The organism is Rhizobium sp. WYCCWR 11128 (assembly GCF_013416305.1).
GTDB classification, from domain to species: domain Bacteria; phylum Pseudomonadota; class Alphaproteobacteria; order Rhizobiales; family Rhizobiaceae; genus Rhizobium; species Rhizobium indicum.
Genome location: NZ_JACCEZ010000008.1, coordinates 55,607 through 75,736 on the forward strand (window position 1 = coordinate 55,607; position 20,130 = coordinate 75,736).

The window sequence follows — 20,130 nt, forward strand, 5'->3', positions numbered from 1 at the left end:
TTTTGGTTTTTTAAAATTCCACGGTGGATAGTGCGGCCTCGGCATCGGCAGCCAGCTTGGCCTCGTCGAGCCCGGGAAATTCGCCCTTCTGCCAGACGATGCGGCCATTGATCATGGTCATGTCAGTCGCCATGCCGATGCCGACGCGGGCAATCAGGCTCAGCGGATCGTGGCGCGTGCCGACATAATCCATGCGCCGAGTGTCGATCGCAAACAGGTCGGCGGCCATGCCGGGCGCAAGCCGGCCGATATCGCGCCGGCCGAGCAGGCTGGCACCCCCGGTCGTGCCGTAGCCGAGAAAATCGACCGGCGGCGGCACGGGATGGGCACGGCTGGATGAGACGAGGCATTGCAGCATGTAGGCGGAGTGCAGGCAGTGCATCAGGTTGGAATTGTCGTTGGAGGCAGCGCCGTCGCAGCCGAGGCCGACACGCAGGCCGAAGGCGGCCATGGCCGGAATGTCGGTGACCTCAGCGCCGACCAGATAGACGGGTTCCGGGCAATGCGCGACGCCGGTGCCGCTGGCCGCCATCTTCCTGAGCTCGTCGTGGTTGAGCTCCCAGCAATGGGCATAGAAGGTATCAGGCCCGGCAAAGCCGAGTTCTTCCAGATAGTCGACCGTGCGCATGCCGTGGCGCGCCTGAATGACCGGGCTCTCGCCTTCGCCGACATGGGTATGCATCATGACACCGCGTTCGCGCGCCAGTGACACCGATTCCAGGAAAGTCTCGCGGTAGCAATTGACCGGCTGACAGGGGGCGACCACGACCTGGCGCATGCTGAAGGGGCTGGTATCGTGGTAGGTGTCGATCAACCGGGCGCAGTCGGCGATGAATTCGTCGGTCGTTTCCAGCATCTCGTCGGGAATGGTCGAGCCTTCCGACTTCGGCAGGGTATTGCCGCCGCGGCCGGCATGGAAGCGCATGCCGAGCAGTTCGGCGGCTTCGAACTGGCGGTCGATCAACCGCTTTCCGGCGTGCCGGGGGAAATTGTACTGATGATCCAAGGCTGTGGTGCAGCCGTGCTTGACCATCTCGGCCATCGCCGTGACGGAGGAGTGGTAAAAGCATTCCTCGTTGAGCTGCGAAAAGATCGGGTAGATGCGGTCCAGCCACTCGATCACCGAGAGCTTCGTCCAGTCGAGATCGGCGCGGTTGCGCACGAAGCACTGGAAGAAGTGATGGTGGGTGTTGACGAGACCCGGATAGACAAACCAGCCCGCAGCATCCTGAACGGTCGTGCCGGCAGGCAGTGCGTCCGCCGCCAGATTTTCGCCGATCGCCAGGATCGCCGGACCGTTGGTCAGGAGATCGACATTGCGATGGACGGCCGGTCCCTTGCCCTCGTCGACAATCACGGCTGCGCAGTTCTTCAGGAGATAGCCAGCCATGTCACGCCTCGCCCGGTTCGATATGAGGTTCGGGCTTCAACTCGTGCAGCCGGTGGATACCAGGCATTTCGATAAATTTGTCGAGGGCGCGCAGCGCCCGCGACCAGAGCCGGATCGCGGGATAAGCATCCAGCGTAACGCCGCCATCGGGAGCCAGTGCCACATAGGGAAAGCAGGCGATGTCGGCAATTGTCGGCCGGTCGGCGGCGAGGAAGCGCATGCCGCGAAGGCCCTGCTCGACAAGCCCAGCTTCAAGCTCGCGAAGCGCGGCGATGCCCTGGGCCTGCAGCGCGCCGATATCGCCCGGCCGCAACAGCATTTCATGGAGTCGCGCTGCCCCGAGGCTTGCCGTCAGCCGGCCGGAGAACGACAGCCATTGCTGCACCCGCGCCGCTTCCTCGGCCTTACCACTGCCGAGCCATTCGGGTGCTGCCTTGGCGGCGAGATAGACGAGGATCGCCGACGATTCCGTCAGGATCAGATCCCCATCTTCCAGGATCGGAATGGAGCCTGCCGGGTTGAGCGCAAGCAGCTCGGGGCCGCGATGCTCGGCGCCGGGATGGAAATCCACCGGGCGCAGGTCAAGCTTCACGCCGGTCAGCGCCGCCATCAGGCGCACCTTGTAGCAACTGGGCGAGAGAATGTAGTCGTAGAGCTTCATTGCGCCACCAGCTGTGCGCCGTAGGTATAGTTGTGGCGCTTCAGCCAGCGCCGGTAAGCGATCGATGTCAGATCGGCCCGCGTCGGAATTTCCATGCCGGGGTCGAGCGGCAGCAGCCGCGGGATCTGGTTTTCGAGGATCGAACGGTCCTGCAGAAAGATCGTCTGCTGGAAATGAATGAGGTCGGTCATCGCGGTTTCGTCGTCGAAGAGCGCCATCCATGGCCAGACGTCGCAGAGGTCCTCAGCCAACGGCTGCACGAAAAGCGTGATCACGTCCCATTCGCTCGGGCGCGGCGGGCAGGTCTTGTAAAGCACGGAGCAGGTGGGCGCCGGCACGCGGTACATGTATTCCGTCGTGATCCCGCCGCTTGCCGACTTGGCGGCCTGCGGCTGGTAGAATTTCACCTGCGTTGCCCAGACCTCGTCTTCCTCCTCGCGGATCTCGACCTTGTAGTTCTGGACCTCTGTATGCGGCTCCGCGCCGAGAATATCGGTGTGGACGAAGGGGAAATGGGCGATATCGAGGAAGTTCTCGACGGCGCGCAGCGGCGAGCAGCGCACCCGCACCACGCCGACATCGACGAAGCGGCGACCGGGCTGATCTGCCTCGGGAATGGGGAAAAGGTCCTTCTTCGGCTGGCCGAGGGAGGACCAGACATGACCGTACCGCACACGCACCGGCAGAACGCGGCCATCGCCGCCCGTCACCCTCGCATTGCCATCGGCATCGCGCGCCACGTCGATCGGCTCGCCCATCAGCGCCGTCTTGCGGCTGGCGCTGTCGAGCTGGCTGAAAAGCCCGACCGGATACCATTCATCGATCATCGCCTGCATGGTCATTGCGCGATCTCCTTTTTCTGAAGACCCTCAGCCCGGCGGCGCAGGCTTTCGGCGGCCCGTGAAGCGCCGATGCCCGCAGCAAGGCCGGTGTCACCCTTCAGCAGCACATGGATCAGCGTCTGTCCGTCTTCTTGGGCGGATAATAGCAGACAGATGGTCCCGGTGGATGCATCGAACTCGACAAGACCATCAGGGCTCGCCTTGCCGCCGGCCGCCGCCTCGATCGCGGCGATGCCGGCGAACGCCGTCAGCGAGCGCAGGGGAATGAGGCCCTCGAGCCCCGGCGGCTTCGATGCGGGCGTGCCCACGGCCACCCAGATCACGCTGTCCGCTTCCTCGACATCATGGGTGGCGACGCGGATGGTTTCCGGTGGTGTCAGCCCCGGATGGGCGGGGATGCGCAGACAGTTTCCGGCCTGGCCATAGCTCCACCCGTGATAGATGCAGGAGAGCGCCTCGCCGCGCACGAAGCCGTGAGACAGGCGCATGCCGCGATGCGGACAGCGATCCGCCGATGCCGATATGCGCCCCGAAGCGCTGCGCCACAGGGCAATCGATCCGGCTGCCGTCCGCACCGGCATGACGGTTCCGGCCGGCAAATCCCGGGAGAGGGCGACTGGCGTCCAAAAGCCCGTCGTATCGGAAGGCATGACTAGAATTCCCAAACAAAACCAAATGCTTGCCGATCAAGTCCCACGTCGGCGCCGAGGCAATTCCGCCGCAACCTTATCAGGTTTGCATAATTATTTCGCATTGGCAACATTGAGTAAATAATATGCACGGGTGAAATACGCCACAGCCCGGACTAGGTCCTTTCGCCGCTGATCGTCGTTCGATCTATCCTCTCGACCCACACGTCGATAGGCCCGAGAGAGCATCCCATCTCCATCATGTCGATCAGCTCCTCCGGCCCAGCAACCTCAAGTTCGATCCGCATGGAACTCGTATGAGATATGGTGTGCGAGAGCCCAAGCTTGGCAGCGTGGCGCCGGATCCAGGGAACGAAGGAGGCAGCCTCCAGTTCACCGACAATCGTCATCCGCTCCAGAAGGTGGCTTGTCTCTTGTCCCATGCTCGCCCTTGCTTTCCTACACCACAGCGCCTGAAGGAACTTGGGGAAGGGGTCGTCGTCAAAGAGAGAATATGGCGTCGGAATTTCCTTTGCAAATCCCTGCGGCAACATACCAATTCCTGCCACCGTATACCTGCGCGTTGGCGCAGTCTGAGCCACGCTAGCAACTACCAGTCAGCATTGCGACAAAAGCCGTGACCTTGGGCGGACGAAACCGAGCTGCCGGATAGACGACATAAATTCCTCCGGCAGGCAGGGTCCAGTCCGGCAACAATCTTATCAGTCGGCCAGCGTCTATATGCTCTTCAGCCAGAAAATCCGGCAGCACGGATATGCCCGCCCCCGCAAGCGTGGCCGCGAGAACAGCAGGCGTCGAATTGCTCATGAGGCTCTGTTGCATCCGCACGGTGCGCCGATCGAAATCGCCCTGGATAAACCTCCAGGTCACCGGCTCCTTGAGGGCCAGGTTGGCGATAAACGGCTGACCCGCCGCATCCTCTGGGCTGTTCAAACTGAGCGTGGCGGAGAAGCTGGGAGACGCCACAAGAAACTGCCGGAACGAGCCGATCCGTCTCGCTTGGTGACTGGAGTCATCGAGCCATCCAACGCGGACCGACAGATCAATCTGATTGGCGAGCAGATCCATCTTCGTATCGGCAAGCAGAAGCTCGACCCTGCAAGCGGGGTACTTCCGGATAAAGGATGCAGCAATCGGGGCGATTGTGCTCGCACCATAATCATTGGGCGCAGCAATGCGTAGCATGCCTGTCGGCTCGGCATTTGAGCGGGTGATTTCACCGACCGCGTCCTCGGCTTCGCGGAAAATCAAGACGCAGCGCGCGTAGAGAAGCTTGCCGGCCTCAGTCGGCTCGACGCGTCGTGTTGTTCGGAGAAGCAAGCTTGTTTTCAACTCAGCTTCCAGCCGCGCAACCTGCTGGCTGACGACCGTCTTCGTGATCGCGAGGCGCTCGGCAGCTTTGGTGAACGAGCCGGTATCGACGACGGCTGCGAAATAGGCCAGCCGATTGAGGTTGACAGCCTCCATAACCTTCTTCCATTTGATTGTAAGTTTTTGACATACATTCTGTCACATTTAACAATATTTATCACCCAATAGAAGTGCACTATCTGTTGTCCATCGCGTCAAGGATGGTCCGATATGCATCTTACCTATCTCTACGATCCGCTTTGCGGCTGGTGCTATGGTCCGGCGCCCGCGCTCGACAAAATGGCCAAGCTTGACAATCTCACCGTCGAGCTTGCACCCACCGGGCTCTTCGCGGGCGAAGGCGCCCGTCCGCTGGACGAACGTTTCGCAGCCTATGCCTGGCATAATGACCAGCGGATCAACCGGCTCACGGGACAGGTCTTCAGCCAGCTCTATCGCGATCAGGTTCTCGGGGGCAAAGACAGTATGTTCGACTCCGCCCCTGCGACGCTCGGGATCATTGCGGTCGGACTTACGCAACTCGACAGAGAGCGCGAAGCTCTGAAGGCACTTCAAAACGCCCGTTATGTTGCCGGCCGCAACACCTCGGAGATTGCTGTCGTGGCCGAGGTTCTCCATCAGGCCGGGTTTTCCGATGCCGCCACTCGTGTCCGGGCTCCGGACGAGGCTCTGCTCGATATCTATCGCAACAGGATCGGGAAGTCCCGCAAACTCATGGCTGCATTCCGGATGGATGGTGTCCCCGCGCTTTTGGTCAGCGACGGCGATAAGCGCCGCGTGCTGCGCAGCGATGCCTTATTCGGCGGCTTTGACCGACTTGCTGCCGAGCTTCAGGCGGCGTGATCGTTCATTTTCAGCAGCCCGTTCCATGAACTACCGACAAACCCTGCCGGGGGGCAACACTCACGGCAGCAGAAAATCGAAACTGGCGATCATCGGAGACAACCATGTATTCAAGGAGAGAAATCATGAAAACCGCCCTCGCAGCCGGCGCCGTTGCCGTTTTTGCGCCTGCCGGTCTCGGTAACGCGGCCGGATCAAAGCTGGCCTGGAAGCACTTCCCCGCCGGTCAGAATGGCTTCTTTCGCGCGCCGGTGCTGCTGACCGGCCCCAGCGAAGCGTTGCTGATCGATGGCGGGTTCAGCTATCCCGACGGCCGTGCGCTGGCGGAAGCCATCAAGGCCACCGGCAAGACGCTGACCGCGATTTATGTCAGCCAGTCCGATCCGGACTACTACTTCAGCCTGAAGCCGGTCCTCGAAGCCTTTCCCGGCGCAAAAGTGCTGGCCGCTTCCGATACGATTGCAGCGATCAAGGGCAACGTCGAGAAAAAGCTTGCCGTTTGGGGGCCGCAGCTCAAGGAGAACGGCCCGCAGACCCTTGCAGACATTGTCATGCCGGAAGCCTTCGACGCTCCAAGCCTCACAGTCGATGGTGAAACCGTCGAGATTGTCGCGGCCGAAGCAGGGTTAAGCAATCGCCGGTACCTGTTCGTGCCGTCGCTGAACGCTGTTTTCGGGGGCGTCATGATTTTCTCCGGCGTTCATGTGTGGACGGCCGACACCCAGGCTCCGGAACAGCGTGCCGCTTGGGTGGCCACCCTCGACAAGATCAGCGCCCGCAAGCCGACGATCGTCGTTCCCGGCCACATGACGCCGGAAGCGGCAACCGACCTGTCCGCCGTCGAACACACGAAGGGCTATCTGCTCGCTTTCGAGGAAGAACTCGCCAAGGCCGCCGATTCCACTGCGCTGAAGGCCGCCATGGAAGCCCGCTTCCCCGGTCTCGGCATGGGCGTTGCGCTCGACATCGGCTCCAAGGTTGCCAAGGGAGAAATGAAGTGGGGCTGAACGGCCGATCTTCAAACTGATCTGAAGGGCCCGGGAGGGCCCTTCACCTCCAGAAAGGCCGCAAAAATGGTGACGCAGTCGTCAGCACTTAAGTGGAGCTTACCATGTGTCGTCGAAGTTCGACTGAAAGCCGATAGCGTAGTTCCATAATTCAGCTTATGCCGCTTTGCGCAATCCTAAATTGTATCAACTTTCGCAGGGTGAACGGCGATTGATCCGGCATGCCACTGCTAAATAATGATAATTTCAAAAATTTCTTCAGAAATATACACGCCAGAGAGGATTTTCCTTTTTGTCCTCCCTCAGTCGCTTAACGTGAGGCGGCAAAGAAGCCAGCGTTGCTGGCCCAAAGCCGGGGCCGCCGCACGAGATGACGAGGTGGAGGAATAACGAAAATAGTTGATTGCCGCTCTCATCTTTAGTACCGACCTGTCACCCGGTTAAAGGATGTCACGTGGCTATACTCCCGATGCAAGATCCGCCTCGAACAGCTGAAACTTTTGTCGCCGAAAATATCGGGCTTTTGATAGAGCGGAACGAAATACTCTGCGACGTCAGTCTTAAATTTCCGGCAGGAGAAGTTGTCGCGCTGGTCGGCCACAACGGCTCCGGCAAATCCAGCCTTCTCAAAATGTTAGCTCGCCAGCTTGCGCCGAGCACTGGATCGATCTCTTACGGGAACCAGGATCTGAGGATGTATAGCGAACGCGCCTTTGCGCGTTCGGTCGCATATCTGCCCCAGGATGTCACGACCGGATCGGAAATGACGGTCCGCGAGCTTGTGGGATGCGGTCGTTATCCGTGGCACGGAGCGCTCGGCCGCTTCACCAAGGACGATGAAGAGAAAGTCGAGGAAGCCCTTCGAGCCACGCATATCGAAACGTTCGCCGACCGCATCATGGGAACACTGTCGGGCGGCGAGCGGCAACGTGCCTGGATCGCGATGCTGATCGCTCAGGATGCTCGCTGCCTGTTGCTCGACGAACCGACTGCAGCACTCGACGTTGCTCATCAGGTCGAGGTGCTCTCACTTGTGCGACGCTTGGCGCATGAGGGTGGAAGGAGTGTCGTCATCGTTCTCCACGACATCAACATGGCCGCCCGCTTCTGCGATCGGATCCATGCATTGAAACGCGGTCGCGTGGTTGCCAGCGGAACACCGAGCGCGATCCTCTCGCCGAACACGCTGCAAGAGATCTATGGGATCGACATGGATGTGATCTCCGCGCCCAACCTGCCCTATCCGCTCGCCTATGTTTGCTGAGGCCGGCCGATCAATGGGGGTTTCGCGGCGCACCTTTTTGCAGTTCGCGGCGGCCTCGCTCATTCCAGCTCCGCTGTTTGCACAGTCGATGGGCCCAAGGATCGTCAGCCTCGACTACGGTCTTGCGTCCACCCTTTTATCCCTCGGATTGCCTCCGGTCGGGATTTCAGACCTCGCCGATTGGGACAGATGGGTTGTCGAGCCGCCGATGCCAAAATCCGTCGTCGATATCGGCAGTGCGTTCGAGGTCAATTTTGAAATTCTCGTCACGCTGAAGCCCGACATTATCTTGACCACACCCTACCTGGATGAGCTGTTGCCCAAGCTGCAGTCGGTGGCGAAAGTCGTTCGGCTGGAAATCTTTACGCCAGGCATTGGACCTATTCTTACCGCTGCCATCGCGGCGACGCGTAAATTGGCCGTTGAGCTTGGCCGTGAGAATGAAGCAGAGCAGTTTCTCGCGCGCGCCGACGTCTTCTTTGCGCAATGCCGCAGTCGCCTGGAGGGCAAGAACCTGCCGCCGGTCGCCCTGGTGAATTTCATGGATGCCCGCCATGCCCGCATCTACTCGAGTCCCGGACTGTTCCACAATGTGCTCGAGCGCATCGGTGTCCGGAACGCCTGGACCAGAGAGTCGAATTACTGGGGCTTTGAAACGATCGGGATTGAAGATCTCTCCAAGGTCACCGATCCGGACGCGCGTCTAATCGCCTTTGAGCCAATTCCTCCGGACGTTCTTCCAAAGCTCGCTCAGAGCCCGCTGTGGAACAGGCTTTCGTTTGCGCGTCCAGGCCATCTGTCAATTCTGCCGCCAGCCCTGATGTTCGGGATGGTGAACGAGGCCATGCGCTTCGCGGGCCTTTTGACAGATCTTCTGGAAAAGGACGCTTGATGGTATCCCGCCGCGACAATATCGGGCCAGCAATTGTCCTCCTCCTCCTGATGTGCGGTGGAGGCGTGGCATCGTGGTTTCTTGCCGCTCCTGCGATGTCAGAAATGGCTCGACCGGATTACGATGTCACGCGAATGGTGTTCACCTATTCGACGCTTCCCCGTCTTGCGACAGCGCTGATTGCTGGAGCCGCGCTTGCCTTGTCCGGTGCGCTGTTTCAGCAAGTTTTGCGAAACCCGCTCGCCGATCCTACCACCCTTGGCGTGTCGGCCGGAGCAAACCTGGCGCTGGTGGTAACATCGCTGTTTCTTCCCGACTTGCTTGGCGCCGGCCGCGATCTTGTCGCTCTGATCGGCAGTGCGACCGCCGCCGCGATCGTCGTCAGCCTGGGCGCGCGCCGCGGTTTTTCGCCTTATTCGCTTGTTTTGTCGGGGCTGGTTCTCAGTCTTTGGTGCGGCGGCCTCGCTGCCATCCTGACCTATTTGAACCAGCGCTACCTCTCGAGCCTGTTCATCTGGGGCGCCGGCTCGCTGGCACAGCAAAGCTGGGTCATTCCCCTGTCGCTTCTTTGGAAGTTAGCTGTCATCGCCATCGGCTGCGCTTTCGTGATGAGACCGCTTTCGCTGCTCGATCTTGGCGAGAGCAGTTCCACGGCACTCGGCGTCAGATTGGTCCGCCTGCGTTTCGTTGTCGTCGCCCTTGCCGTCGCGCTTGCTGCATTTGTCACGAGCGCCGTTGGGGTGATTGGTTTCATTGGACTGGTCGCGCCGACGATTGCGCGATTGTCCGGAGCACGGCGTCCCGCGCAGCTCATCCTCTGGTCTCCCCTGATCGGCGCCGGACTGCTGTTCTTCGCCGACTCCATCCTGCAACTCGTCGCCGGCGGACTTGGTGATTTTTTGCCGACGGGGGCGGTAACAGCCATCTTCGGTTCGCCGCTGCTTCTCGCGCTCCTGCCGCGGCTGAAGCTCCGTCATAGACTACAGCAATCGCCGGCGTTCAGACGGCCACGTCGATGGGATGGAACTCGGCCGGTCATCATCGCGGCCGCCGGCCTGCTCGTACTGTTGATGGTCAGCGCTTTTCTCGGACGCGACGTCAATGGCGGCTGGGCCTTTACATCAGGCGAATTTTCGGTCGATGTCCTCGCGATCAGGATACCTAAAATCCTCGCCGCCCTGACATCGGGCGCCATGCTTGCGGTCGCGGGCTCGATCCTTCAGCGACTGACCGGAAACGAAATGGCAAGTCCCGAAGTTCTGGGAATCAGTGCCGGTGCGACCTTCGGTGTTGCTATTGCCCTGTTTGCCGTCGCTCCAGGATTTTCCGGACAATTTGCATTTGCCGTGGCCGGTGCGATCAGCGTTCTTTTTGTCATCTTCGCCAGTTCCCGGCGATCGGCGTTCGCGCCTGAACGAGTCCTGCTGGCGGGCATTGCCTTAAGCGCGATGGTCGATGCTGTCGTCGGCGTGTTGAGCTCGACGGGAGATCCGAGAGCAGTTCTGCTGATGCGGTGGATGAGCGGGTCCACCTATCTTATCGAGGGGTCGACCGCCGCAATGGAGGTGGCGCTCGGCGCCGTGCTGATTGCCGTCTCTCTCGCCGCTCGCCGCTGGCTTGACATCCTTCCTCTTGGGCCATCGCCTTCGGCGGCGCTCGGCATACCCTTGGCAAAATCGCGATTTGCGCTCTTTGGCCTCGCAGGATTGTTGACGGCTGCCGCGACGCTCACGGTTGGCCCGTTGTCGTTCATCGGCCTCATGGGACCTCACCTTGCGCGCGAGGCGGGATTGGCGCGCGCGCTGCCGCAAATGGTTGGCGCCGCTCTGATCGGAGGGGGGCTTATGGTTGCGGCTGATTTCGTCGGCCGCACGATCGTATCGCCCTACCAGATCCCGGCCGGTCTTGTTTCCGCACTCATCGGAGCGCCGTTCTTAATGCTGATGATGCGGAAGCGCGGCGCCAACTGAGGGTTGCGCGCAGGGCGGTGGGCGTCATCGCGGTGATGAAAGTCCGCCATGAATAGGAGCGTTTTTGCTCTGTCAGCGAAGATCCGCAGACAAGCGGTCATCCACGACGCCGACTACAGCGCCGCGCGTCTTTTCAGAGGCGCGGCGCTGAAACAGTCGGAATTACAGTATATTTCGACGCTCAGATTGCGGACGCCGCCTTGATCGGACAAAGGCGGCGTCCGGCACTTTACCAGGAATACTTCAGCGTGCCGACGACCTTACGCCGATCGCCGTAGAACTCAGTTCCGAAATAGCTGGTGGCGACATACTTATGGTCAAAGAGGTTCGTCGCATTGACGGCCAGCGTCACGTCCTCGGTCACCTTGTAACTGACCGCGGCATCAACCAGCGTATAGCTGGCAAGCGACACCGTATTTGCATCGTCACCGTAGGTCTGACCGATATAGCGGACACCTCCCCCGATCGTCAGGTCACCGCGCCATCCATCTCCCGGAATCTTGTAATCGAGCCAGGCCGATGCCAGATGTCGCGGCACGCGGGAAGGCCGGTTACCGACATTGCCGCCTGTCCCGTCTTCACGGATTTCAGCATCCCAATAGGAATAAGCAAGCGTCAGATTGAGCCTGTCGTTGATTGCGGCTTTCCCTTCAAGTTCGATGCCGCGCACACCGACCTTGCCAATCTGCTCCTGCACCAGAGGGCTGACATAGCTCGGCACATTCGTTTGGGTAAGATCAAACAGCGCCAAGGTGAAGAGACCGTCAAACCCATCCGGCTGATATTTGAGGCCAACCTCGTATTGTTCACCCTGCTGTGGTTTCAACGATCCTGTCACAGCGTAGCCGTTTGCGGTCTGCGCGACGAGCGGCTGGAAGCTTTCCGAATAGTTCGCATAAGCTGCGAGATTCGGCGTAAATTTATACGTCAGTCCGGCACGCTTGGTGAAAGCTGACGCCGTGTCGTCGTCGCTTGTCCCGCTATCGAGGTAATCCGCAGTCGTGTGAACCTGGTCCCATCGTCCGCCCAGGGTAACGATCCATCGGTGGTCGAACGTCAATTGCTCCTGAGCATAGATCCCGAGCGCCTGCTGCTTGACGCGCCAGTTCACGTAAGGGCCAAGGTTAATGCAGGAAAGACCGCAATAGACCGGATTATCAATATCGATCGGCCCGGCCGTGCCGAACAGGATGTTTTCGCGCGTATTGTCACTGGTGTAATCGACGCCGACCAGCGTCTTGCTGTCGATCCCGTCCCATCCAGTATCGTACTGGAGCTGATTGTCGAAGGCATAGCGGTTGGACATGCCGTCAACCGAGAACGCCGTTCGATTGGCCGTCGGATCCAGCGATGCGCCATAAACTTCAGCATAGTCGAGCTCGAGATGCGTATAGCGGGCATTCGAGCGGAAGGTCAGGTTGTCGTTGATCTCGTGCTCGAACTGATATCCGATGTCGACCTGCTCCGTATTGAAGCGATTGAAGTCTGGTTCGCCGAGGAAGGTGTCGATATCGATATTTGCGCCGGTCGGAACGCCCCGTGCGCCCGTTCCATCGCGTTTATAATAATCGGTCAGAATGGTGAGCGAGGTCCCCTCTTCCGGCTTGATCGTCAATGCCGGTGCAATGTAGGTGCGGTCGTCGTTCGAATAATCCAAGCCCTGGTCACCGTCCTTGGCAAGTCCGGTAAGCCGGTAGGTCCATACGCCATCGGCATCGATTGGGCCGCCGAAATCCGCACCCACTTCCTTGGTGCCATCCCCATAAGACGTGTAAACTTCGCCATGCTTCTCATCCAAGGGACGCTTGGTGATCGCATTGACGAGTCCTCCCGGACCGTTGAGGCCAAAGAGGGTCGACGTCGATCCCTTCAGGACCTCGACGCGCTGAAGACCATAGGGTTCGAGGCGGCTGGCCGTGAACCAAGCGGGAATACGCGCCGCCAGTCCATCCCGATAGGTGCCGAGCGCCGTCTGATCAAAGCCGCGAATTCTGATATAGTCGTACCGGTCGTCGTTGCCGAACTCATCTGAAAAGACGCCGGCGGTATAAGCGACCGCCTGCTGAAGATTGTCCACATGACGCTCTTCCAACTCTTTTTGCGTCACCACCGACACGGACGCCGGTACATCGACGACCGGAGTATCTGTTTTGGTGCCTGTGGCGGTATCCTTGGCAACGATGGTGCGATCAGGGCCAACCACACGATCCGACTTGCCGGTTATGACGATCGGAGCCAATTGCGTTGCCTCTTCGGCCGAATTGTCTTGTGCCCAGCCGATACCTGCCGATCCGAACGACACCGTTATTAAAGCGCTGCTCGCAACCAATCGGCTTGTGAACACGCGCAATTTTCCCTGTAGTCCCACTGTCATACTATCCCCTGTCAGACCAATATCGGGCAGTGTGCCGGCCGCCCCCTCCGGCCACTGCTAAAAGTCGTTTACTCAAACAGGAGAATTGGAGTCAACTTAATAATCACGCTTTTGTGACCATCTTTGCACCCGGTCGGGACCATGAGGTTTCGGGGCAACACGGAGAGACGATGTAATCCTGAACGCCCCATGTGGGCATTGACGTTACGAGTGCACGCCACGAGGATGTTCGTTTCAAATACGATCGTCTAACCGCCGGATCGTACCTGCAGAGAGCGTCACCTGTCGGTCAAATCCTGGACGGCGAACGCAATGCTCACCGCGCGATTGACGGCCGCCGCAAGAACGGACATGTGGGTCTCACCGGCATAAAGCTCGAATTCGGTACGCAATCCGTCGGCAGTGCCGTTTAATCGCTCCGCCATCTCCCGCGCCAGGAGGACGGTCCGTTCCGTCTTCCTCTTCTCCAGGCGTGCAGTGGCATCCTCGTTCCGGTACTGGAAGGGTGCCAGCTGATCGCCTTCGTATTCTCCGGCGGACAAATGCAGGAAAGGTGCATTCCCCGGTGCGTCTTGACGCTGCGCTTCATTCTTGAGGATTTCACTGTTCTCCCAATAGATGGTTGGGCTGGCCGCAATCCAATTGGCAAACAGACTTGGGCGCTCGAACAGGGCGTAGAGAGTAAAGAGGCCGCCGAAGGAATGTCCGAAAAGCGATCGGCGCATCGGATCCAGGATCACCATCTCCGCAATCCGCGGTATAAGCTCGTTCTCGATGAAATCCACCAGCTTGCCGGTCCCTCCGATGACAACCGGCGGACCGCCCTCAACGAACGGCGGATAGGATTTGACCGGCGGAGGCCCGAGGTCCCAAGACCGGCGGAGCGGATCATAGGGCTCGTCGGAGGGGTAGCCGATCGCCGCGATCACCCCCCAACTGACATTCGTCCCCGTCGGATAAGGTGCCTGCGTGACCAAGCTGGCGACCGCGAAAGGGAAAGTGGCGTTGCCGTCGGTCATGATGAGAAGCGGCCATCCACCCGCCGGCGGTTTCTCCGCCGGAATGGAAAGGAATATGCGATAGGGCTCGCCGCCCACAGCAGGAGCCAGATCGAAAAAACACGTTCCGGGCATCGAATAGACGCTGATAGGATTGGTCATGAGAAAATTTTCTGATGGTTGAGACGATAGGGGAAGGGAAATTGATGGCGGTGCTGTTCACCAGCAGGTTTCGAAGCTTTCCAAGGTCGGTGCAACTCTTTGCTGATATCCCGGCTTCCACGAAAGCGCATCATGGCAGTCACGGTTCGAACGTTTGCAGAGGCTGATCTAACCTCGTTCCGGCATGATTTGAAGACCCGGAGCTAGCGACCCGCATTTCGATCCCACAGATGAATTCAAAGGGGGCCTCAATTTCAATCATCTCCGAACACCGCTAAGCCGACGTCTGTTTCGCAATTTCCCCGAGTTTGCAACCTTCCGCAAGCGGGCACGATGCAGTCGCTGGCGTTGTTATCCCAGTGGACCGGCTGCGAACCACTGGCGGGTGTCACATGTTGGGTATCGGCATACATAGGCTTTGCCGTGGCTTCTCTGCCGCTTGGCCTTCCCGTCTGCTGATCCGCTTAGAACAGCGCTTTGTTACGATTGCTTGCGCCGCCGTGACGGCCTCTAAACAACCCCTGCGCTGCGTGCGACCCTCCTGATGTGCGCAAGGCCACGCCGATAGCCGGGCACATCGAAATGCTCGAGCATGAGCGGAACTTGGCGCCCGAGTTTTGCAATCTCGGTGACATAAACCGTGTAGTCGAGATTCCCTTCGCCAGGCACGACTTCATCCAAATGGAAAGAGATCGTTCCAGGTCCGCCTTTCATCACCAGATCCTTCGCGTGGCACGAAACGATCCAGGGTCCAAGAAGGGCGAAACAATCTTGGATCATCTTTCCTGTATTGAAATAGAGCCGCGGCGAGATGACCATATTTGCCGCGTCGATATGGGCTGCGAACTGCGGCCGGTCGATCGCCTTTAGCAATTTGAGATAGTTTTCCGGGGTATCGGTCACCAGCCACGGCACCATCTCCAACGAGAACTTGGTGCGCTTGGGCTTCACCATATCGATGACATAGCGGGCCGTATCGACCGCGCGCTGGAATCCAGCCTCGCTTTGATTGTCTGGATGCGGGCCATAGTCGTAATTGTCGCTCAGCTGCCACGGGTCGCCGGGGTGGCCGACGGTTCCGTGGTAGGCGACGATGGCGCCTGCTCCCAGCTCGTCCGCCAGAGCCAGTTGATGCACGGCATATTCGAGATTGGCTTTCCGCGTCACGTCATCATGGGCAATGAGGTTTTTCCAGGCCCCTCCTTCAGCAAAAACGAGATCGGCGGCAGCGAAGCTTTTCACCAGATCGGCGATTTCTTGGCGGTTCTCGAGCTTGATGTTCGGCATGTAGGCCGCGTTGTACCCGAATTCGACATGTGCGCGTGCATAAGCTTCGGGATCACCCCCGTATTCGATCCCATAGCCACCGAGTCTGAACGTCATGAATAGTCTCCCAAATTGATTCTGTTGGCGGGCGGCGGCCACCGCGTCCCCGGCCGCATCTTGTCTCTGAGGCCCTCAAGCCTGAGCAGTTTTGCCCGGATAGAGCAGCACTTTTCCGCAATTGCCGGTTTCCTGAAGAGCAAAGGCAGACGCGACCTCCGACATGGCGAAGCGATGCGTGGTCAATCTGTCGAGAAGCGGCCTGGCATCGCGCACGCGCTGCAACAACTCTTCGGCGAAGACGTCATGGTTCCAGTGCCAAGCGCCGAAGATGTCGATACCCTTGCCGGTGATGCGGTTGACCGGTAGCGAACCGCTCCAGGTGACGAAGGCCAGCCTTCCCCGCGCCCGCAGCAACTCCAGGACAACCGCTGGAGCGCCCTCATTGTTACTGGTGTCAAGGGCGGCGTCCACACCATAACCGCCGCTTGCGGCCCGCACCTGCTCGATAAGGTCCGGCGCACGGGGGTCGATGACCAGCTCTGCTCCCAACTCCTGTGCCAGCGCAGCGCGATATGGGTTCAATTCGAGCGCGATGACGCGCGCGCCAATTGTTCGCGCATTGATGATCGCCCCAAGACCGACGGCGCCGCAGCCGGAAATCAGCATGGTATCCTGTGGGCTTACCTGCATGCGGTGCATCGCCGTGAAGCTCGGACCGAGGGCACAAATCGCCATTGCGGCGTGATGCGTCTCAATGTCGTCAGGGACAGGTTGCAGCAGGTAATCCGGCTTCAACAAAAATTCGGCGTAACAGCCGATGCCGGACGATGAACCCGTCTCGTCCAAAAGATCGCGCTGCGAGGTGCAGTGGATATGTTCCCCCGAGCGGCAAGCCGAGCAGACGCCACAACCGGCATGCGGCATGACGATGACGCGGTCGCCGACCTTCAGGCGCTTTGATTGTGCGGCATCGACAACAACGCCGACCGCCTCATGACCGAGCTCACACGAAAGCTTGCCAGAACGCCAGGATTGCCATTCCGTGCACATGGGCGCGACCAGGACCTGGATCTTGACGATGTCGCCGGACGCTTGCGGATCCGGCCGTTGGGAGACCTGCGCCTGACGCGGTCCAAGGATTTCTACACAAAGAATGTTCGTTACTCCCGCTTTTGAAAATTAGTGACGACACGGGCTGGGCCTAGCCCTTGACCGCGCCCATGGAGAACCCGGCCTGAAGGTGTTTTCTGAACAGAAGGTAGAGGACGAGCAGCGGCAGGCTGGAGATCACGACCGCCGCAAAAAGAAAGCCGAAATTGAATGAGAGCTGCCCCTTGAGGAGACTCAACCCGACCTGCACGGTGCGGATCGTTGCGTCCGAAGACAGCATGTAGACGAGTACATATTCCACCCAGCAGGCATGGAACGTAAAAATGGCGATCGTCGTGATGATCGGTCGCGCCATCGGCAGCACGATCGCCGTGTAAATTCTGAGATAGCCGGCGCCATCCATCTTGGCAGCCTCGATCAACTCATTCGGAATCGAACGGACGAACGCCGCCGCTAGATAGACGGCAAACGAGATGTTGAAGGCGACGTAGGGAATGATGATCCCGAGATGTGTGTTGGTAAGTCCAAGGAAATTTTCGGCGATAAATAGCGGTACGATCGACGACGAGATCGTCACCAGAAGCCCCATGACGATAAACGAGAACATGATCGGGGTCAGCTTGGAAGGAATCTTGGTAAAGGCGAATGCTGCCGAAACAGAGAACAAGACGACGATGACGGTCGTCATCACGCAGAAGATCAGACTATTGACGAACAGATGAGAGAACTCGCCCAATTTCCAGGCCTGAATATAGTTATTCAGCGTCCAGTTGACCGGCAGGGCCACCATGTTGGAAACGATCTCCGTCTCCGGCTTGAACGACGTATAGGTAAGCCAGATAAGCGGAAACGTCGTGAATATGGTGAAGAAGCCGAGCGCCGCGTAGGCCGCAACTCGAAACGGCATAGGAACCATCGCCTGGCTAGATGTGAACCTCGACATCCTAGTGGGTCCCTTCTTCGTAGACGCGCGTGAACCGCGCGGCGATGGCCGACAGTATCAAGATGAGAAATACGCTGAGCAGGATGAGGACCACCGAAATGGCGCTGCCGAAGCCGTATTTGTAGAATGAGAAGGTATTCTGGATCATATAGAGGCCGAGTACGCTGCTGTAGTAACTCGGACCGCCATTTGTCATGATCCAGAGGATCTCGAAGCTTTTGAGGCTTCCGGCGACTGCATAGATCGCTGAGGTCAGGAATACAGGGACCTGCTGCGGCAGGATAAGGGACTTCAGGATGTGCCACTCGTTTGCGCCGTCAAGCACGGCTGCCTCCAGCATCTCTGGGCTCGTCTTCTGGAGGTTGGCAAGAAAGATAATGAAATAGATGCCCGTATACATCCAAAGCAGCACGATCAGATAAGGCAGAATTGCCGTGTTCTTCGAGTTGAATATGGTCAGCGAGAACATTGGGTCATTGATCGCGCGGCCGATGATCTGCGAGACTAGGCCCGTCGGGGCGAAGACGACCCCGAACAGCAAAGCCACCACCACGGGGCTAAGCAGCGCCGGAAAAAATATCACCGCTTCGAAGAAACCCGCACCTCTGACCAGACGCCGATAAATGACATAGGCGAGAAAGAAGCCCAGCGGGATCTGGCCGATCAGCGACACGAGTATGACAAGGCCGTTGTTGCGCAGGCCCCACCAGAAGATGGGATCGGAAAACATCACGACGTAATTGGTAAAGCCGATGAAGTTCGGAATGCCCGCGCCCGCCCAGTCAGTGAAGCTAAGCACGAGACTGTAGACGACCGGGATGACGATCACGAGCCCGTAGATGAGCAGGGCCGGTGCGGTCAGTATCGCATAGCTGATGCGATCAGATTTTGCTGCGAAAGCCACGTCAGGCTCTTTCTCATCGATGCGGATAGGTTTTCTGGGATGCTCCCGCCAATTGTCCTGGCGGGAGCATTCCCACGGCTGCTTGGGAGTTCACTCGGGTGACTACTTGGTCTTTCGGTTGCTGTCGTTCGCAGCGACCCAAGCTTCGTATTTCGCAGCAAGTTCCTCCGGCGTGACCGAACCTAGAACAAGCTCCTGCAATCCGGCATTGACGACCTGCATCACCCCTTCGGCGTCCAGGCGATCATCAAGAACCGGCAGCACATGGACGATGGACGACGAAAAGGCGTAGCTCTTCTTTGCCAACGGATCGATCAGCATGTCGCCGACACCCACGTCTTGCGCGTAGATCGGCAGCATCCCGTATTTGACATCGATGTCCTTATTCGATGGATCAAGATTGAACTTGATCCACTTCCATGCCGCTTCACTCTTCTCGTCGTCGAGTTTGGCGGACATGCCGAACCCTGTGGAGGGCTGACCGGAGGAAGAGTCGGAATTGGCGAGGGCCGCGCCTTCGATCTCTGGAAGCGCACGGATTTCGACGTCCGCCTTCATTTCGGGCGGCAAGGCCGAAGTGAGGTTCACAACCTCCCAGATGCCGCCGATAAAGTAGACGCTGCGTCCGCTCACGAACGCGGAGAGCGCCTGTTCGCGTGTCGTGGACGGCTCACTGGGATCGATGAAGCCGGCGTCGACCATTTCGCGAATTTTCTTGAGCGCGCCAACGAAAGGCGCATCCGTGAAGGCTGCACCATCGGCGCCTTTAAGGACATTGGCAAACCATTCAGGTGTGCCCATGCGACCGACCATGACCGACAGCAGGCAGGACTGCAGCACCCAGCTCGATTGATCGCCGAAGACGGCCGGACGATATCCCGCAGCGCGGATCGCCTTGGATTGCCCGATCATTTCGCCGAGCGTCTTCGGATAGTCGAGCTTGACCTCGTTCAACAGCTTGCGGTTCACGTAGACCACATTGGTGAAGTTTACGAAGGGCACGCCGATCTCGTAAACTTCGCCCGTGGCCGCCTGTGCCTGGGTAGACACAGGGCGCAAGAGCTTGTCAACGCCATCGCGCTTGATCAGGTCGCGAAGATCCTTGGCGTAGCCGCGGCCCGTGAGGTAGCCGGTGCGCTTTCCGGGCCAAAGCGTGAGAATGTCAGGCAAGTTACCCGAGATCGCAAGGGCCTGCATCTTGTTATGATATGCATCGTGATCGAGATAGTCGAAATTGATCGTGATGTCAGGATTTGCAGCGTGAAACCGTTCATAGGTTTCCTGAAGTCGAGCGTAATCCGGGTCCACCTTGGTGAAGGGGAACATCGCCGTCAAGGTTACATCCGCGTGTGCGATCGCAGTAGTAGCAAGGCTTATTGCCGTAGCAAGCAGTAGCGACGATGCGCTGCGGGCCAAATTGTTC

At 59.0% G+C, this 20,130-nt stretch carries 18 protein-coding genes; 5 read left to right on the forward strand and 13 right to left on the reverse strand.

Annotated elements, in window-relative coordinates:
* Positions 1-10: 10 nt before the first annotated feature.
* The 6 genes from HX898_RS22950 to HX898_RS22975 form a co-directional block, all read right to left on the reverse strand.
* On the reverse strand, positions 11-1,390 hold the full coding sequence (locus HX898_RS22950) for an amidohydrolase (protein ID WP_180195833.1): 1,380 nt from the start codon (positions 1,388-1,390) through the stop codon (positions 11-13).
* A 1-nt stretch (position 1,391) separates the two neighbouring features.
* Positions 1,392-2,051 carry a glutathione S-transferase family protein gene (locus HX898_RS22955; RefSeq protein ID WP_018486147.1) on the reverse strand — a complete coding sequence of 220 codons (660 nt, stop codon included), beginning with the start codon at positions 2,049-2,051 and terminating at the stop codon, positions 1,392-1,394.
* On the reverse strand, positions 2,048-2,893 hold the full coding sequence (locus HX898_RS22960) for an aromatic ring-hydroxylating dioxygenase subunit alpha (RefSeq protein WP_171600089.1): 846 nt from the start codon (positions 2,891-2,893) through the stop codon (positions 2,048-2,050). The genes HX898_RS22955 and HX898_RS22960 overlap by 4 nt, the downstream gene beginning before the upstream one ends.
* Entirely contained in the window at positions 2,890-3,543 is a 654-nt protein-coding gene (locus HX898_RS22965) for a Rieske (2Fe-2S) protein (RefSeq protein WP_171600090.1), read from the reverse strand. Before HX898_RS22965 ends, HX898_RS22960 begins: the two co-directional genes overlap by 4 nt.
* A gap of 155 nt (positions 3,544-3,698) precedes the next feature.
* Positions 3,699-3,965 carry an acylphosphatase gene (locus HX898_RS22970; RefSeq protein ID WP_180195957.1) on the reverse strand — a complete coding sequence of 89 codons (267 nt, stop codon included), beginning with the start codon at positions 3,963-3,965 and terminating at the stop codon, positions 3,699-3,701.
* 160 nt (positions 3,966-4,125) lie between these two features.
* A complete protein-coding gene (locus tag HX898_RS22975) occupies positions 4,126-5,010 on the reverse strand; it encodes a LysR family transcriptional regulator (protein WP_180195834.1) in 885 nt (294 codons plus the stop codon).
* Positions 5,011-5,124: 114 nt separating this feature from the next.
* Between HX898_RS22975 and HX898_RS22980 the strand changes: the two genes are divergently transcribed.
* The 5 genes from HX898_RS22980 to fhuB all read left to right on the forward strand — a co-directional run bounded on the left by HX898_RS22980 (position 5,125) and on the right by fhuB (position 10,890).
* On the forward strand, positions 5,125-5,757 hold the full coding sequence (locus HX898_RS22980; protein ID WP_180195835.1) for a DsbA family protein: 633 nt from the start codon (positions 5,125-5,127) through the stop codon (positions 5,755-5,757).
* Positions 5,758-5,861: 104 nt separating this feature from the next.
* A complete protein-coding gene (locus HX898_RS22985; protein WP_180195836.1) occupies positions 5,862-6,764 on the forward strand; it encodes an MBL fold metallo-hydrolase in 903 nt (300 codons plus the stop codon).
* A 469-nt stretch (positions 6,765-7,233) separates the two neighbouring features.
* Entirely contained in the window at positions 7,234-8,028 is a 795-nt protein-coding gene (locus tag HX898_RS22990) for an ATP-binding cassette domain-containing protein (RefSeq protein WP_180195958.1), read from the forward strand.
* A gap of 13 nt (positions 8,029-8,041) precedes the next feature.
* On the forward strand, positions 8,042-8,920 hold the full coding sequence (locus HX898_RS22995) for an iron-siderophore ABC transporter substrate-binding protein (protein ID WP_180195837.1): 879 nt from the start codon (positions 8,042-8,044) through the stop codon (positions 8,918-8,920).
* Complete coding sequence (gene fhuB / locus HX898_RS23000) at positions 8,920-10,890, forward strand: Fe(3+)-hydroxamate ABC transporter permease FhuB (RefSeq protein ID WP_180195838.1); 1,971 nt, start codon at positions 8,920-8,922, stop codon at positions 10,888-10,890. Before HX898_RS22995 ends, fhuB begins: the two co-directional genes overlap by 1 nt.
* 229 nt (positions 10,891-11,119) lie before the next feature.
* Here the strand turns inward: fhuB and HX898_RS23005 are convergent, their stop codons facing one another.
* The 7 genes from HX898_RS23005 to HX898_RS23035 all read right to left on the reverse strand — a co-directional run bounded on the left by HX898_RS23005 (position 11,120) and on the right by HX898_RS23035 (position 20,123).
* Positions 11,120-13,264, reverse strand: a complete 2,145-nt coding sequence (locus HX898_RS23005; RefSeq protein WP_180195839.1) for a TonB-dependent siderophore receptor — start codon at positions 13,262-13,264, stop codon at positions 11,120-11,122.
* 278 nt (positions 13,265-13,542) lie between these two features.
* Positions 13,543-14,424: an alpha/beta hydrolase-fold protein gene (locus tag HX898_RS23010; RefSeq protein ID WP_180195840.1), complete on the reverse strand. Its 882-nt coding sequence runs from the start codon at positions 14,422-14,424 to the stop codon at positions 13,543-13,545.
* 510 nt (positions 14,425-14,934) lie between these two features.
* Complete coding sequence (locus HX898_RS23015; protein ID WP_180195841.1) at positions 14,935-15,807, reverse strand: sugar phosphate isomerase/epimerase; 873 nt, start codon at positions 15,805-15,807, stop codon at positions 14,935-14,937.
* 75 nt (positions 15,808-15,882) lie between these two features.
* Positions 15,883-16,800: a zinc-binding dehydrogenase gene (locus HX898_RS23020; RefSeq protein WP_210273217.1), complete on the reverse strand. Its 918-nt coding sequence runs from the start codon at positions 16,798-16,800 to the stop codon at positions 15,883-15,885.
* A gap of 151 nt (positions 16,801-16,951) precedes the next feature.
* A complete protein-coding gene (locus HX898_RS23025) occupies positions 16,952-17,767 on the reverse strand; it encodes a carbohydrate ABC transporter permease (RefSeq protein ID WP_180195842.1) in 816 nt (271 codons plus the stop codon).
* Positions 17,768-17,804: 37 nt separating this feature from the next.
* Positions 17,805-18,707, reverse strand: coding sequence for a sugar ABC transporter permease (locus HX898_RS23030; protein ID WP_180195843.1), 903 nt, complete (start codon positions 18,705-18,707; stop codon positions 17,805-17,807).
* Between the two features lie 102 nt (positions 18,708-18,809).
* On the reverse strand, positions 18,810-20,123 hold the full coding sequence (locus tag HX898_RS23035; RefSeq protein ID WP_180195844.1) for an extracellular solute-binding protein: 1,314 nt from the start codon (positions 20,121-20,123) through the stop codon (positions 18,810-18,812).
* Positions 20,124-20,130: the final 7 nt, after the last annotated feature.